Annotated in this window: 12 protein-coding genes; 11 read left to right on the forward strand and 1 reads right to left on the reverse strand. The window is 72.4% G+C overall.

Features of this window, described 5'->3' with window-relative positions; genetic code table 11:
* Positions 1-192 precede the first annotated feature (192 nt).
* From HGA03_RS11830 to HGA03_RS11880, 11 genes are read left to right on the forward strand one after another with little or no spacing between them, the layout of a single operon-like run.
* Positions 193-1,503 carry an MFS transporter gene (locus HGA03_RS11830; protein ID WP_168630478.1) on the forward strand — a complete coding sequence of 437 codons (1,311 nt, stop codon included), beginning with the start codon at positions 193-195 and terminating at the stop codon, positions 1,501-1,503.
* Positions 1,503-2,441, forward strand: a complete 939-nt coding sequence (locus tag HGA03_RS11835) for an alpha/beta hydrolase fold domain-containing protein (RefSeq protein WP_168630479.1) — start codon at positions 1,503-1,505, stop codon at positions 2,439-2,441. The genes HGA03_RS11830 and HGA03_RS11835 overlap by 1 nt, the downstream gene beginning before the upstream one ends.
* Positions 2,441-3,574, forward strand: coding sequence for a crotonobetainyl-CoA dehydrogenase (gene caiA, locus HGA03_RS11840; RefSeq protein ID WP_168630480.1), 1,134 nt, complete (start codon positions 2,441-2,443; stop codon positions 3,572-3,574). Before HGA03_RS11835 ends, caiA begins: the two co-directional genes overlap by 1 nt.
* On the forward strand, positions 3,574-4,779 hold the full coding sequence (gene caiB / locus HGA03_RS11845) for an L-carnitine CoA-transferase (RefSeq protein ID WP_168630481.1): 1,206 nt from the start codon (positions 3,574-3,576) through the stop codon (positions 4,777-4,779). The genes caiA and caiB overlap by 1 nt, the downstream gene beginning before the upstream one ends.
* Positions 4,776-6,254 (forward strand): AMP-binding protein, encoded by a 1,479-nt coding sequence (locus tag HGA03_RS11850; protein WP_168630482.1) that lies wholly within the window; start codon positions 4,776-4,778, stop codon positions 6,252-6,254. The genes caiB and HGA03_RS11850 overlap by 4 nt, the downstream gene beginning before the upstream one ends.
* 22 nt (positions 6,255-6,276) lie before the next feature.
* Positions 6,277-7,131, forward strand: coding sequence for a MaoC/PaaZ C-terminal domain-containing protein (locus tag HGA03_RS11855; protein ID WP_168630483.1), 855 nt, complete (start codon positions 6,277-6,279; stop codon positions 7,129-7,131).
* The gene (locus HGA03_RS11860; RefSeq protein ID WP_203767106.1) at positions 7,128-8,492 is read left to right on the forward strand and encodes an MFS transporter; all 1,365 of its coding nucleotides are present in this window, start codon (positions 7,128-7,130) and stop codon (positions 8,490-8,492) included. Before HGA03_RS11855 ends, HGA03_RS11860 begins: the two co-directional genes overlap by 4 nt.
* A complete protein-coding gene (locus HGA03_RS11865; RefSeq protein ID WP_168630484.1) occupies positions 8,489-9,259 on the forward strand; it encodes an electron transfer flavoprotein subunit beta/FixA family protein in 771 nt (256 codons plus the stop codon). Before HGA03_RS11860 ends, HGA03_RS11865 begins: the two co-directional genes overlap by 4 nt.
* Positions 9,260-9,273: 14 nt before the next feature.
* Positions 9,274-10,170 (forward strand): electron transfer flavoprotein subunit alpha/FixB family protein, encoded by an 897-nt coding sequence (locus HGA03_RS11870; protein WP_168630485.1) that lies wholly within the window; start codon positions 9,274-9,276, stop codon positions 10,168-10,170.
* Complete coding sequence (locus tag HGA03_RS11875) at positions 10,167-11,465, forward strand: FAD-dependent oxidoreductase (RefSeq protein WP_168630486.1); 1,299 nt, start codon at positions 10,167-10,169, stop codon at positions 11,463-11,465. Before HGA03_RS11870 ends, HGA03_RS11875 begins: the two co-directional genes overlap by 4 nt.
* Complete coding sequence (locus HGA03_RS11880; protein WP_168630487.1) at positions 11,462-11,749, forward strand: ferredoxin family protein; 288 nt, start codon at positions 11,462-11,464, stop codon at positions 11,747-11,749. The genes HGA03_RS11875 and HGA03_RS11880 overlap by 4 nt, the downstream gene beginning before the upstream one ends.
* Before the next feature lie 59 nt (positions 11,750-11,808).
* Here HGA03_RS11880 and HGA03_RS18975 read toward each other — a convergent pair whose 3' ends face one another.
* A complete protein-coding gene (locus HGA03_RS18975; RefSeq protein ID WP_168630488.1) occupies positions 11,809-14,157 on the reverse strand; it encodes a helix-turn-helix transcriptional regulator in 2,349 nt (782 codons plus the stop codon).
* Positions 14,158-14,169: the final 12 nt, after the last annotated feature.

Consider the following 14,169-nt stretch of genomic DNA (forward strand, 5'->3'; position numbering starts at 1 on the left):
GGTTTGTGACCCGATTCGCAAAGTGGCCCGATGCGGTACGGAGCCACGGGGGAGCGGGTACCGAGGATGCGCCGCCGGGTACCCAACCCCCGCGTGAATCCCGAGTGGTGGTCCGGATCACCTCCCCGCCACGGCCACAGTGACTGCTGGTCGCCCGGACGCGGGAGTCGGGGCCCTCGGAGAGGACATCGGATGGCGAAGGCGGCGGAACTCAGCCGGGTGCGCAAGTGGATCGTGCTGATCCTGGTCAGCATGGGTAGCTCCACGATCTATGCCCCGGCCTACCTCAAGAACACCTTCTACGACGCACAGCTCGAGTCGTTGCAGATCACCAACACCCAGGTCGGGCAGCTGATGAGCGCCTACGCCTGGACCGCGGTGGTGGTCTACCTGTTCTCCGGCCTGATCGCCGACCGGGTACGGATGCGCACCCTGTCCGCGGTGGGCTTCTTCACCACCGCCGCCCTGACCTTCGCCTACGCGATGCTGCCGTCCTTCGGCATCCTGATCGCGATCTTCATCGGGATGGGCATCTCCTCGATCCTGCTGTGGTGGGGCTGCCGGTACAAGCTGGTCCGGCTGGTCTCCACCGAGGAGGACTACTCCCGGCAGATCGGGATCAGCTACGGCTTCTACGGCGTGGCGGGCCTGCTGATCGGCGTGATCGGCACCTGGATCCTGGGCGCGTTCGGCGACGACTCGCAGGCCGCGTTCCAGACCTTCCTGTTCGTGATCGGCGGGATGATCGCCCTGCTGGGTGTGCTGTCCCTGGTGTTCATCCCGAAGTTCGACGGTGAGATCAAGACCGGCGGCTCGGTGAAGGCGGTGCTGGTCGACGCCGGCCGGGCGCTGGTCAACCCGGTGGTGCTGCTGACCGCGGTGGCGCTGTTCTTCGTGTACTTCTTCTACACCTGCACCTCCTACACCGCGCCGTACATGACCGCCCTGGGTGCGGACAGCACGGTGACCAACATGGTGTCGGTGGTCCGGACCTACGGCATCACCCTGCTGGCCGGCCCGATCTTCGGGATGCTGGCGCACAAGGCGAAGAAGTCCTCGCTGGTGATCTGGATCGGCGCGGTGCTCGCCGCGGTCGCCTTCGCGGTGGTGGCGTTGCTGCCGGGCACCGCGGGCTCGATCACCGCGATCGCGGTGCTGGCGATCGCCCTGGGCTTCATCTCCAACGGTGTGTTCGGGATCTGCTCCGGGATGCTCACCGAGGGCAAGGTGCCGCTGTCCTCCTTCGGTGCGGCCACCGGGGTGCTGTCGGTGATCGGCTTCCTGCCCGACACCTTCTCCTCGATCTGGCTCGGGTCGATCCTGGACCGGGCGGAGGAGGCCGGCGACGTGACCACCGCCTACCCGACGGTGTTCTGGATCCTGGCCGCCATCGCCGCGATCGCCGCGATCGCCGCCCTGGCCCTGTCGATGTACGTCCGCAGCCACAAGGCCACCCTGGAGCAGAACTACGAGCGTGAGCTCGCCGAGGCGGTCATGGCCTGATGCGCACCATCGTGGACGTCCTCGGGTCGATCACCCCCGGCATGCGGGCGGTGCTGGACACCCAGGCCCGGCTCACCGCGGAACTGGCCCGGCCGGGCACCGACCTGGCCACCCTCCGGGCCAACTACTCCGCCGAGCACCGGTACTGGAACGAGGGCGGTCCCACGATGGCCCGCACCGTGGACCGGCGGATCGCCGGGGTGGCGGTGCGCGAGCATCACCCGGTGCCGGGGGCGAGCGACCGGATCGTGTACCTGCACGGCGGTGGCTTCGTCCTCGGCGACCTGGACAGCCACGACCGGATCATGCGGGTGCTGGCCGACCGGACCGGTGCCGTGGTGGTCGGCGTCGACTACACCCTGTCCCCGGAGGCGAAGTTCCCCCGGGCGATCGAGGAGGCCGCCGCGGTGGTCCGGGTGGTCGCCGCCGAGTCCGGGGCGCCGGTCGGCCTGGCCGGCGACTCCGGCGGCGCGATGCTCTCCCTGGCCACCGCGGTGTACCTGCGCGACCACGAGGGCGTCGACGGCACAGAGCTCGGCCCGCTGCTGCTCTGGTACGGGATGTACGGCCTGCGCGACTCGGCCTCCCGCCGGCTGCTCGGCGGCCCGTGGGACGGCCTGGCGCCGGACGACCTGACCGCCTACCTGGACTGGTACACCACCGGCCCGGCCGACCTGGACAGCCCGTACCTCGACCTGCTGTCCGCCGACCTGTCCGGCCTGCCGCCGATGTACGTCGCGGCCACCGACCTGGACCCGCTGATCGACGACAGCGCCGCGCTGGTCCGGCTGCTGGAGCTGCACGGGGTGCCGCACCGGTACCAGGTCTTCACCGGCGTGCTGCACGCCTTCCTGCACTGCTCGCGCGACCTGCCGGAGGCGCAGACCGCCCTCGACCAGGGCGCCGGGTTCTACACCGACCACAGAAAGGCCCACTGATGGACTTCCGCCTGACCGAGGACCAGGACCTGATGGTCCAGGCCGTCCGCGAGCTGATGGCCCAGGAGAACTGGGAGCCGTACTTCGCCGAGTGCGACGCGAAGCACGAGTACCCGCAGCGCTTCGTGCAGGCGCTGTGCGAGCTCGGGATCGACACCCTGCTGCTGCCGGAGTCGGCCGGCGGGCTGGACGCCGGCTGGACCACGGTCGCCGCGGTCTGGGAGGAGCTGGGCCGCCAGGGCGTACCGACCTACGTGCTCTACCAGCTGCCCACCCTGGGCACGGTGGTCGAGGTCGGCACCCCGGCCCAGCAGGAGAAGATCCTGAGCTACCTGGGCACCGGCAAGCAGATCTGGAACTTCGCGATGACCGAGCCGGGTGCCGGGTCGAGCTTCGCCGCGATGTCCACCACCTACACCCGGCGCGACGGCAAGGTGTACCTGACCGGGCACAAGACCTTCATCACCTCCTCGGCCGGGGTCGACCAACTGGTCGTGATGGCCCGCAACGCCGAGGACATGGACCAGTACACCGAGTGGTTCGTGGACATGTCCCTGCCGGGGATCACCAAGGAGCCGCTGGAGAAGCTCGGCCTGCGGATGGACTCCTGCTGCGAGATCTACTTCGACCAGGTGGAGCTGCGCGAAGAGGACATGTTCGGCCAGGAGGGCCAGGGCTTCGCCCGGACCGTGGCCGACTTCGACCTGGAGCGGTTCCTGGTCGCCGCCTGCGACTACGGCTGGGCGCTGTGTGCCTACGAGGACGCGCTGCGCTACGCCAACCAGCGCGAGCAGGGCGGGCAGGCGATCGGCCGCTACCAGCTGATCCAGGACAAGATCGCCCGGATGCGGATCGCGCTGACCAACATGCGCAACATGGTCTTCGAGACCGCTTGGAAGGCCGACAACGACCTGCTGGGCAAGGGCGACTGCTCGATGCTCAAGCTGTACTGCACCCAGGCCGCCGCCGCCGTGGTGGACGACGCGATCCAGATCCTCGGCGGCATCGCGGTCACCGGGGCACACCGGGTGGCCCGGTTCTACCGCGACCTGCGGGTGGAGCGGATCAGCGGTGGCACCGACGAGATGATGGTGCTCACCACCGCCCGCGCCGCGCTGAAGGAGTACCGCTGATGGCCGGGGCGGTGCCCGAGTTCGGGGTGCTGTCCGGGGTCAAGGTGGTCTACTCCGCGGTGGAGATCGCCGCCCCCACCGCCGCCGCGCTGATGGCCGAGTGGGGCGCGGACGTGGTCTGGATCGAGAACACCCGCACCGGTGACTCGATGCGGGACACCACCTGGGTCAAGGAGATGGAGCGCCGCAACCAGCGCTCGATCTCGATGAACCCGTTCACCGAGGAGGGCCGCGCGGTCCTGCTCGACCTGATCGCCGACGCCGACATCTTCATCGAGTCCTCCAAGGGCCCGACCTACGCCCGGCGCGGCATCACCGACGAGCTGCTCTGGGAGCGCAACCCGAAGCTGGTGATCGTGCACGTGTCCGGCTTCGGCCAGTACGGCGTGCCCGAGCGGGTGAACCGCGCCGCCTACGACCTGACCGTGCAGGCCTACTCCGGCTACCTCGCCCAGAACGGCACCGAGGACCAGCCGATGGCCCCGCTGCCCTACGTCGGGGACTACTTCACGTCGGAGATGGTCACCGCCTCCGCGCTGGCCGCCCTGCACAAGGCCCGGGCCACCGGCGAGGGCGAGAGCATCGACGTGGCGATGTACGAGGTGATGCTGCGGGTCGGCGCCTACTACCTGATGGACTACCTGAACGCCGGCGTCCGCTACCCCCGGCCCGGCGCGCGGCACCCCAACCTGTGCGGCATCGGCGAGTACAAGTGCGCCGACGGCTTCATCGGGCTGTGCGTCTACGGCGTCCCGCAGAACAAGTACCTGCTGGAGCGGATCGGGCTCGGTCACCTGTGGGGCACCGAGGAGTACCCCGAGGACACCGCGGCACTCTGGCTGGACGGCCCGAAGGCGGAGCTGATCGAGCAGAAGCTGGACGAGTTCTGCCTGACCCAGAACGCCCGGGAGCTGGAGGACGAGTTCTCCGCGGTCGGGATCGCCGCCAACGCGGTACTGGAGTTCGACCAGCTGCTGGCCGAACCGCACCTGGCCGAGCGGGACGCCATCGTCAGCTGGGAGAACCAGCAGGGCGACCCGGTGCGCGGGGTCGGGATCTTCCCGAAGTTCACCCGGCACCCGGGGCGGATCTGGCGCCCGATGCCCGACCTGGGGATGGACACCGACACCGTCCTGACCGAGGCCGGCTACACCCCCGAGCAGATCGCCGCCCTCGCCGAGAACGGCACGATCCGGAGGGGATGAGAGCACTGCCCGACCAGACACTGCCGGAGCTGTGGCGCTCGCGGGTCGACCGGCGCGGAGACCATCCCGCGCTGGTCACCCTCGGCTGCGACGGGGAGACCCGCACCCACAGCTACGACGACCTCGACCGGCTCGCCGGGGGTGCCGCCGCCATGCTCGGCGCCCTCGGCGTGCGGTCCGGCTCCACCGTGGTGCTGCACCTGGCACCCGGGCCGGAGCTGCTGGCCGGCTTCCTCGCGGTCGCCGGACTGGGCGCGGTCGCCGTGGTCCTGCACCCGGACACCCCGGTCGAGGAGTGCGCACAGGTGGTGGCCCGCACCGGCGCCCGGGTGGCGGTCTGCCCGCCGGGCGTGGCCGGCCGGTACACCACCCAGCACGTGGTGGACCCCGCGGACTGGACGCCCGGGCAGCGACTGCCGGTGCACCCGATCGACGGCAGCACGCCGGTCAGCATCGTGTTCACCTCGGGCTCGACCGCCACGCCCAAGGGCGTGCTGCTCACCCACACCAACCTGGTGTTCTCCGGCCGGTTCGTGCAGTGGCAGGCCGCGCTCACCGAGGACGACCGGCTGCTGACCACCATGCCGGCCTGCCACGTGAACTTCCAGCTCAACGCGATGCTGCCGATCCTGACCGCCGGCGGCACCCTGATCGTGGTGGACCGGTACTCGGCCCGGCGGTTCTGGCGGCAGGTCCGCGAGCAGCGCGCCACCGTGGTGCAGTCGATCGCGATGATGGTGCGCACCCAGCTCTGCCAGCCGGTGGAGCCGGGGGAGCGGGACCACCAGGTGCGCGAGGTGCTCTACTACCTGCCGATCACCGACGCGGAGAAGGACGAGTACACCGAGCGGTTCGGCGTCCGGCTGCTCAACTCCTACGGCAACAGCGAGTGCCTGGTCGGGGCGATCACCGACCCGCCCACCGGCGAGCGGCGCTGGCCGTCGATCGGCCGGGTCGGACCGGGGTACCAGGCCCGGATCGCCGACGAGCAGGGCCACGCGCTCCCGGACGGCGAGACCGGCGAGATCCAGCTGCGCGGCGAACCCGGGGTCACGTTCATGGCCGGCTACCTGGACGACCCGGCCGCCACCGCCGCGCTCTACGACGCCGACGGCTGGATGCACACCGGGGACCTCGGCCACCGGGACGCCGACGGCTGGTTCTACTTCGCCGACCGGCGCTCGCGGGTGATCAAGCGCGGCGCGGAGAACATCTCCCCGGCCCGGGTGGAGGCCGTGCTGGCCGAACACCCCGCGATCGCGGAGGCCTCGGTGATCGGGGTGCCGGACCCGATCTACGACCAGGCGGTCAAGGCGGTCGTCGCCCCGAAGCCCGGTCACGCGCTCACCGCCGACGCGGTGATCGCGCACTGTGCGGCCCGGCTGCCGCGCTTCATGGTCCCCACCGTGGTCGAGCTGGTCGACCACTTGCCCCAGACCCGCAGCTTCAAGGTCGCGACCAGCGCCCTGGACTGACCCGTACGAAAGGACGACAGAGATGGCGATCAAGACCGAGATGGTCGGACAGTGGTTCGGCCCGTTCGAGCGCGAGTACACCACCCGCGACCTGAGCCTGTTCGCCCTCGGCTCGGGCTGCGCGATCGACGGCCGGACCGACCTGGAGTACGTGTACGAGAAGGACATGAAGGTGCTGCCCACCTTCGGCGCGATGCCGATCGTGGACTCCGAGGTCACCCGGACCATCGACTACGGCTACAACTACGCCGGGTCGCTGCACTGGAGCTTCGACCTGACCTTCCACCGGCCGATCACCCAGCTCGCCGGGACGCTGTCCACCAAGGTGCTGCTCAAGGGCCTCTACGACCGGGGCGAGGGCAAGGGCCTGCTCGCCCAGCACGTCGGGGACACCTACGACGGCGACGGCAACCTGATCTTCACCAACGAGTCCTGGGACTGCCTGATCTACGACGGCGGCTGGGGCGGGCCGGCGGCGCCCAAGGACCTGGTCGAGATGCCCGACCGCCCGGCCGACATCGCGATCGAGGAGCGGATCCCGGAGAACCAGGCGCTGATCTACCGGCTGTCCGGCGACTACCACCCCCAGCACGTGGACTGGGAGTACGCCGCCGCCAACGGCCAGCCGCGCCCGATCCTGCACGCGGTCAGCTTCGCCGGGGTGGTCTGCCGGCACGCGATCGGCGCGCTGTTCCCCGGTGAGCCGGAGCGGCTGACCCGGTTCAAGACCCGGATCACCAGCCCGGTGCTGCCCGGCACCACGGTGCGCACCGAACTGTGGCGGATGGACGAGGGCCGGGTGCACTTCCGCCTGGTGAACGCCGACGACCCGACCGCCAAGCCCTTCCTGAACTGGGGGGTCATCGAGTGGAAGTGAGTCCTGCCGCCGGCCCGGGGCGGCCGGTCCCGGGCCGGGTGATGCTGGACGACGTCCCGATGACGCCGTTCCTGAAGCGGGTGACGGCCTTCTCCGCCGGTGGCCCGTTCCTGGACGGGTACGTGCTGTCGATCATCGGGGTGGCGCTGATCCAGCTCACCCCGGCCCTGGACCTGGACGCCGGGTGGACCGCGCTGGTCGGCGCGGCCGCCCTGGTCGGGCTGTTCCTGGGCACCTCGGTCGGCGGGTACCTGACCGACCGGATCGGCCGCAAGCGGATGTTCGTGATCGACATCGTCGGGATCGGCGCGATCTCGATCGCCACGGCCTTCGTCGGGGCGCCCTGGCAGCTGGTGCTGGCCCGGTTCGCGATCGGGATCGTGATCGGCGCCGACTACCCGATCGCCACCTCGCTGGTCGCGGAGTTCACCCCGCGGCGCCACCGGGCGGTGTCGATGGGGCTGATCGCGGCCGCCTGGTACCTGGGCGCGAATGTCGCGTACCTGGTCGGCTACCTGCTGCTGGACGTCGAGGGCGGCTGGCGCTGGATGCTGGCCTCGGCGGTGGTGCCCTGCCTGGTGATCCTGATCGGCCGGTGGGACATCCCGGAGTCGCCGCGCTGGCTGTCCCGGCGCGGCCGGGTGACCGAGGCCCGGGAGATCGTGCACCGGGTGCTCGGCGCGGATGTCGAACTGGAGCCCGAGGCGACCGACACGGTGTCCTACGCGACGCTGTTCCGCCGCGGCTACCTGGGCAAGGTGGTGTTCGTCGGGACGATCTGGTTGTGCCAGGCGGTGCCGATGTTCGCCATCTACACCTATGGGCCGCAGATCATGACCGAGCTCGGCTTCGGCGAGCGGCAGATCGCCACTCTGGGCGAGATCGTGATCGGCACGTTCTTCCTGATCGGCTGCATCCCGGCGATGTACTGGGCGAACTCCTGGGGCCGCCGGCGGCTGCTGATCGTGAGCTTCGCGATCATGACCGCCGCCCTGGGCCTGCTCGGGCTGATCGGCGCCCCGGCGATGCTGGTCGTGATCGGCTGCCTGGGGCTGTACGCCTTCTTCTCCGGCGGCCCGGGCAACCTGCAGTGGCTGTACCCGAACGAGCTGTTCCCGACCGAGATCCGCGCCTCGGCGGTGGGGGCCGCGATGGCCTTCAGCCGGATCGGGACCGTCATCTCCACCTACGTGCTGCCGGGCTTCCTGCTGGCCCGTGGCACCCAGGCCACCATGCTGGCCGGCGCCGCGATCTCCGGCCTCGGCCTGCTGGTGTCCGTGTTGTTCGCCCCGGAGACCCGGGGCCTGACGCTGACCGAATCGGCCGCCTTGCCGCTCGGTCGAAGGAAGAGGACCACGTGAAGATCGTCGTTGCCTACAAGTGGGCCCCGAACCCGCAGGACGCGAGTGTCGGCGCCGACGGCGTCGTGGACTGGGGCCGGGCCAAGCCCGCGGTCTCCGAGTACGACCCGGTCGCGGTCGAGCTCGGCCGGGTGCTGGCCGACGCCACCGGGGCCGAACTGATCGGGATCAGCGTGGGCGGTGCGGACGCCGGGTCGCCGATGGCCCGCAAGGCCGCGCTCTCCCGCGGCCTGGACCGCGCGGTGATCCTCGCCGACGACGCGCTCGCCGGCGCCGACACCACCCGGACCGGGCTGGCGCTGGCGGCGCTGGTGCAGCGGATCGGCGACGTCGACCTGGTGCTGACCGGGGACTCCTCGGTGGACGTCGGGGCGCAGCTGGTGCCGGCCGTGCTGGCCGGGGCGCTCGGCTGGCCGGCCCTGACCGGGGTGACCGCGGTGTCCGGCGCTGCCGGGTCGCTGACCGTGGAGCGCGGTCACGACGGCGGCAGCCAGACCCTGGCCCTGACCGGTCCGGCGGTGCTGGCGGTCGCCGCCGACGCCGTCCAGCCCCGGGTACCGGGAATGAAGGACATCCTGGCCGCCGGCAAGCGGCCCGCCGAGGTGCTGGACACCGCCGCGGTGCCGGTGCCGCCCGGTGCGGTGCAGGTGATCGCCACCGCGCCGCCGGAGCTGAAGGCCCGCCGCGGGCAGGTCATCGACGCCGCCGATCCCGCCGCCGCTGCGGCCGAGCTGGTGGCGGCCCTGCGCGCCGACGCCGTCATCTGAGGGAGACGAAGGACATGAGCACGATCATCCTGACCGCGGGCGACGCCCGGATCTCCGCGCTGGTCGAGCGCGCCGACGCACCGGTGACCGCCCTGGTGGTGGGCGACCGCGCCGCCGCCGACGCGGTGGCCGCCGTGCCCGGACTGGACGCGGTGCACTGGCTGCCGCTGCCCGAGGGCGTGCCCGCCGAGGCCGCCGCCCCGGCCGTGGCCGCTGCGGTGGCCGCCACCCCGCCTGCCCTGGTGCTCGCCGCCGGCCGGCCCGCCGAGCGGGTGCTCGCCGGTGCGGTCGCCGCTCGGCTGGGCGCCCCGGCCTTCACCGAGGTGGCCGAGCTGCGGGTGGAGGGCGACACGGTGCAGCTGACCCGGTCGGTGGCCGGCGGGATCGCCCGCAGCACCGAGCAGGTCACCGGCACCGCCGTGGTGATCGGCGACGGCGGACCGGCGGCCACCGGCGGCAGTGCCCCGGTGACCGAGATCGAGGGCGCCCCGGCGACCGGTGTGACCATCACCGCCACCAGCCCGGCCGAGCGGGCCGCGGTGGACCTGGGCAAGGCCGGCCGGATCGTGTCGGCCGGCCGCGGGGTCAAGGCCCGCGAGGACCTGGCCCTGGTCGAGGCACTGGCCACCGCGCTGGACGCCGAGCTCGCCTGTTCCCGGCCGCTGGCCGAGGGCGTGGGCTGGTTCAGCCACGACCGGTACGTCGGCGTCACCGGCCAGCGGGTCGCCCCGGCGCTGTACCTGGCGGTCGGCATCTCCGGCCAGTTGCAGCACACCGTCGGCGCCCGCGGGGCCGGCACCGTGGTCGCGATCAACTCCGACCCGGCCTGCCCGTACTTCGCCGAGGCGGACTACTGCCTGGTCGGTGACCTGTACCAGATCGTCCCGGCGCTCACCGAGGCACTGTCGTGACCGACGTCGAGTCGGACTTCGACGTCATCGTGGTCGGCGCGGGCATCGCCGGCTGCGTCACCGCCTACCGGCTGGCCCAGCAGGGCCGGTCGGTGGCGCTGATCGAACGTGGCGTCGCCCCGGGGTCGAAGAACCTCTCCGGCGGGGTGTTCTACTGCCGGGTGATGGAGCAGGTGTTCCCGGACTTCCTGGACCGGGCGCCGGTGGAGCGCCGGATCACCCGGAACGTGATCCAGTTCCTGAACGCCGACTCCGCGGTGGCGGTCGACTACCGGGACCCGCGGCTGGCCGAGCCGGTCAACGGGGTCACCGTGCTGCGGGCCAAGCTGGATGCCTGGCTCGGCGAACAGTGCGAGGAGGCCGGGGTCGACCTGCTGGCCGGGGTCAAGGTCGACGAGGTGCTCCGCGAGGACGACCGGATCGTCGGCATCCGGGCGGGGGAGGAGGAGCTGCGCGCCCGGGTGGTGGTCGCCGCCGACGGGGTCAACTCCTTCCTGTCCCGGGCCGCCGGCCTGCGGAAGAAGGAGCCCACCCACCACCTCGCGCTCGGGGTGAAGGCGGTGGTCTCGCTGCCCGCCGCCACCATCCAGGAACGGTTCGGCGTCGGACCCGACGAGGGCGCCGCCTATGCGGTGGTCGGCGACTGCACCCGCGGGATCGGCGGGGGCGGCTTCCTCTACACCAACCGGGACTCGCTCTCGATCGGGGTGGTGCTCCGGCTGGACGACCTGGTCGCGAAGGGTGCCGACTCGGCCGAGATCTTCGACCACTTCCTGACCCACCCGGCGATCGCCCCGCTGCTGGAGGGTGGCGAGATCGCCGAGTACGGCAGCCACCTGGTCGCCGAGGGCGGCCTGGCCATGCTGGGCCAGATCGTCACCCACGGGATGGTGGTGGTCGGGGACGCCGCCGGGCTCACCCTGAACACCGGGCTGACCGTGCGCGGGATGGACCTGGCCGCGGCCTCCGGGATCGCCGCCTCGGACGCGATCGGCGCGGCGCTGGACGCCGGCGACGTCAGTGCCACCGGGCTCGCGGCCTACCGGGAGGCGCTGATGGCGTCCTTCGCCGGGCAGGACCTGCAGACCTACGCCAAGGCGCCCGCCTTCCTGGAGAGGGAACGGATGTACCACGACTACGGCACGCTGCTCGGCGACATCCTGCACCGGGTGTTCGACCACGACCTCAGCCCGCGCCGGCCCCTGCTGAAGACGGCCCGGGCGGAGCTGAAGAAGTCGCCGGTCACCCTGCGCGACCTGGTCTCCGACGGACTGGCGGGGGTGCGGGCACTGTGAAGCTGCACCAGATCCCCGACCGGCTCGCCGCGAACTCCTACCTGACCGACGAGGAGGAGTCGCACATCCGGATCGACCAGGAGCTCGCGCGCTCCACCGGCACCGGCGACCGGATCATCGCGGTCTGCCCGGCCAAGGTCTACACCCGGGAGGCGGACGGCACGATCAGCGCCGAGTACGCCGCCTGCTTCGAGTGCGGCGCCTGCCTGGCGGTCGCCGACCCGGGGGCACTGAGCTGGCGATACCCGCGCGGCGGCATGGGTATCGCCTTCCGGGAGGGCTGAGGTCGTTCCGGACGCAGCGGGTGGGGTCTCGTGATGGTGACCCCACCCGCTGTCGCGTGTCAGCGGATGGTGCAGGTCAGCCAGGTCCGGGCGGCCTTGGCCAGGCCCTCGCGACTGTTCACCCCGACCTTCCGGCAGGCGGACAGGATGTGGTGCTCGACGGTCCGGGCGGACAGCACCATCCGGGTCGCGATCTCCGGCGAGGACAGGCCTCGGGCGACCAGCACCGCCACCTCGCGCTCGCGGGAGGTCAGCCGCACCGCCCGGTCGAAGGGCAGGAACAGCCCGCACAGGTCCCGGCCGCGCAAGCCGCCCTGGCTCCAGGCGGTGTCCGCCCGCTCGGTCGCCGCGGCCGGCTGGCCCTCGGCGATCAACCGGACCGCCCGCGCCACCGCGGCCCGCACGGCGAACTGGCGCAGCCCGGCCCGGCGCAGCACCGGCTCCAGCTCGGCCAGCCGCTCCGGGCAGCCCGCGGCCACGGCGGTCGCGTACTCGGCCAGGTGCCGCAGCAGTGGGGCGTCGGGGCAGCGCTCGGCGGCCTCGACCAGCACGGCGGCGCGCTCGGTGTCGGGGAACCGGTCCACCGCCAGCACCCCGGCCAGGATGCCGGCGGGCAGGTAGCCGCGGTCCAGGCGCTCCCGGGCCACCTGCCAGATCTCCTCGGCGGTCTCGGCCGCCACCGCCGGGTCGTCGTCGTCCCGGATCAGGGCGCCGATCAGCTGGGTCGCCTGGTACGGGTGCGGGCCGGGACGCGGGTCCATCGACCGGGCCTGGATGCCCAGCGAGGCGGCGAAGTCGGCCCGGCCCTGCCAGGTGGTCGCCTCCGCGGCCAGTGCCACCAGGCCGACCACCAGCTCCGGCTCCTGCGGGCAGGCGGTGGGCAGGCTGAGCGCGTCGCAGACCAGCCGGTCCAGTTCCATCGCCCGGCCGAGCACCGCCAGCGCCAGCCCGGCCACGGTCGAATGCGCCATCAGGGCCACCGGGTCCAGCTCCTGCCGGGCCCGTTCGACCTCGGCCAGCGCCAGCCGCGCGGAGCGTTCCACCTCGCAGGAGTAGAGCAGGGCGAGGCCGTGCGCGGTCCCGGCCACCCGGCGGGCGCGGGCCCGGGCGGGGTGGAAGCCGGCCAGCAGCTCCAGTGCGGCGCCCACCCGGCCGGTGGCGACCAGGTGCTCGGCCTCCCGGGCGCGGGCCAGTTCGGCATCCGGGGCGTCCACCTGGTCCTCGGTCAGCCCCGCAGCCTCCAGCACGGTGGACACCTCGTGCGGCCGGGCATGGGTCAGCCGCATCGCCTCGACCAGCTCGGTCGCCGGCACCGGGTCGGTGCGGTCGGCCTGCCACTCGCGCATCAGCTCGGTCCGGCGCTCGGACCAGTGCGCGGCGAACAGCCGGCTGACCACCGGGGCGACCACCCGGCTCTCCACCGGCATCCGCGCGCTGCCCTGTCCGGCCCGGATCCCGGCCACCCGCCCGGTGGCGCGCAGCGAGCGGGTCACCGAGGTCTCGTGCACCAGGTAGTCGCCGACCACCGGCGGGAACACGCCCACCAGGGTGCGGTCGCCGTCGGAGACCACCTGGACCAGTCCGGCGTCGTCCAGCGCGGTCAGCCGGTCCACGCCGACCAGTTCCCCGGCGGTCTCCAGCGAGACGGTCCCGGCGAAGGCCAGCAGAGTGAGCGCTTCCCGGGCGTCGTCGTCCAGATCGGTCAGGAAGGGTTCCACGGTCTGGGACAGCGGGCTGGTCCACAGGTCGCCCCGGGCCACCCACAGTCCGTCCCGCAACACCAGGCGGTTCTCCCGCCGCGCGGTGTCCACCAGCGCCTCCACCAGCCCGGGCAGGCCGCCGGAGGCCGAGGCGATCCGGGCGACCGCGCTCGGCTCCACCCCGCGCCCGAGCATGGAGTGCAGCAGGCGGTGCACCCCGTCGAAGGGCAGCGGGCCCAGGTCCACCCGGGCGGCCGGGCGCAGCTCGTCGGTGAGCGTGGCCGGGGCGTGGTCGGGCCGGCCCGCGGTGACCACCCGGGTGCGCAACCGGGCCTGTACCGCCAGGATCGCCGCCATCGAGGTGGCGTCCAGCTCGTCGGCGTCGTCCACCAGCAGGGCGGAGGCCGGCGAGGCCAGCAGCCCGGCCAGCCCGTCCACCGCCGAGGTGAGCATGGTCAGGGGCTGCGGGGTGCTCGCCACCGGGACACCGGCCACCGCCAGCGCGCCGAGCGGCCGGTCCCGCAGCGCCCGCATCCCGCGGACCGCCACCACCGAGATGCCCAGCCCGGCCAGCCGGTCGGTGACCTGGCCGAGCACCGCGCTGCGGCCCGAGCCGCGCAACCCGGTGATGTGGACGTGGGTGCCGTCCTGCAGATAACCGACGATCCGCGCGACATGGTCGGGGTGCAGCACGACGTCGTCTCTCACCCGGCCAACCTA

This window comes from Cellulomonas denverensis (assembly GCF_012396125.1).
GTDB lineage: Bacteria > Actinomycetota > Actinomycetes > Actinomycetales > Cellulomonadaceae > Cellulomonas > Cellulomonas denverensis.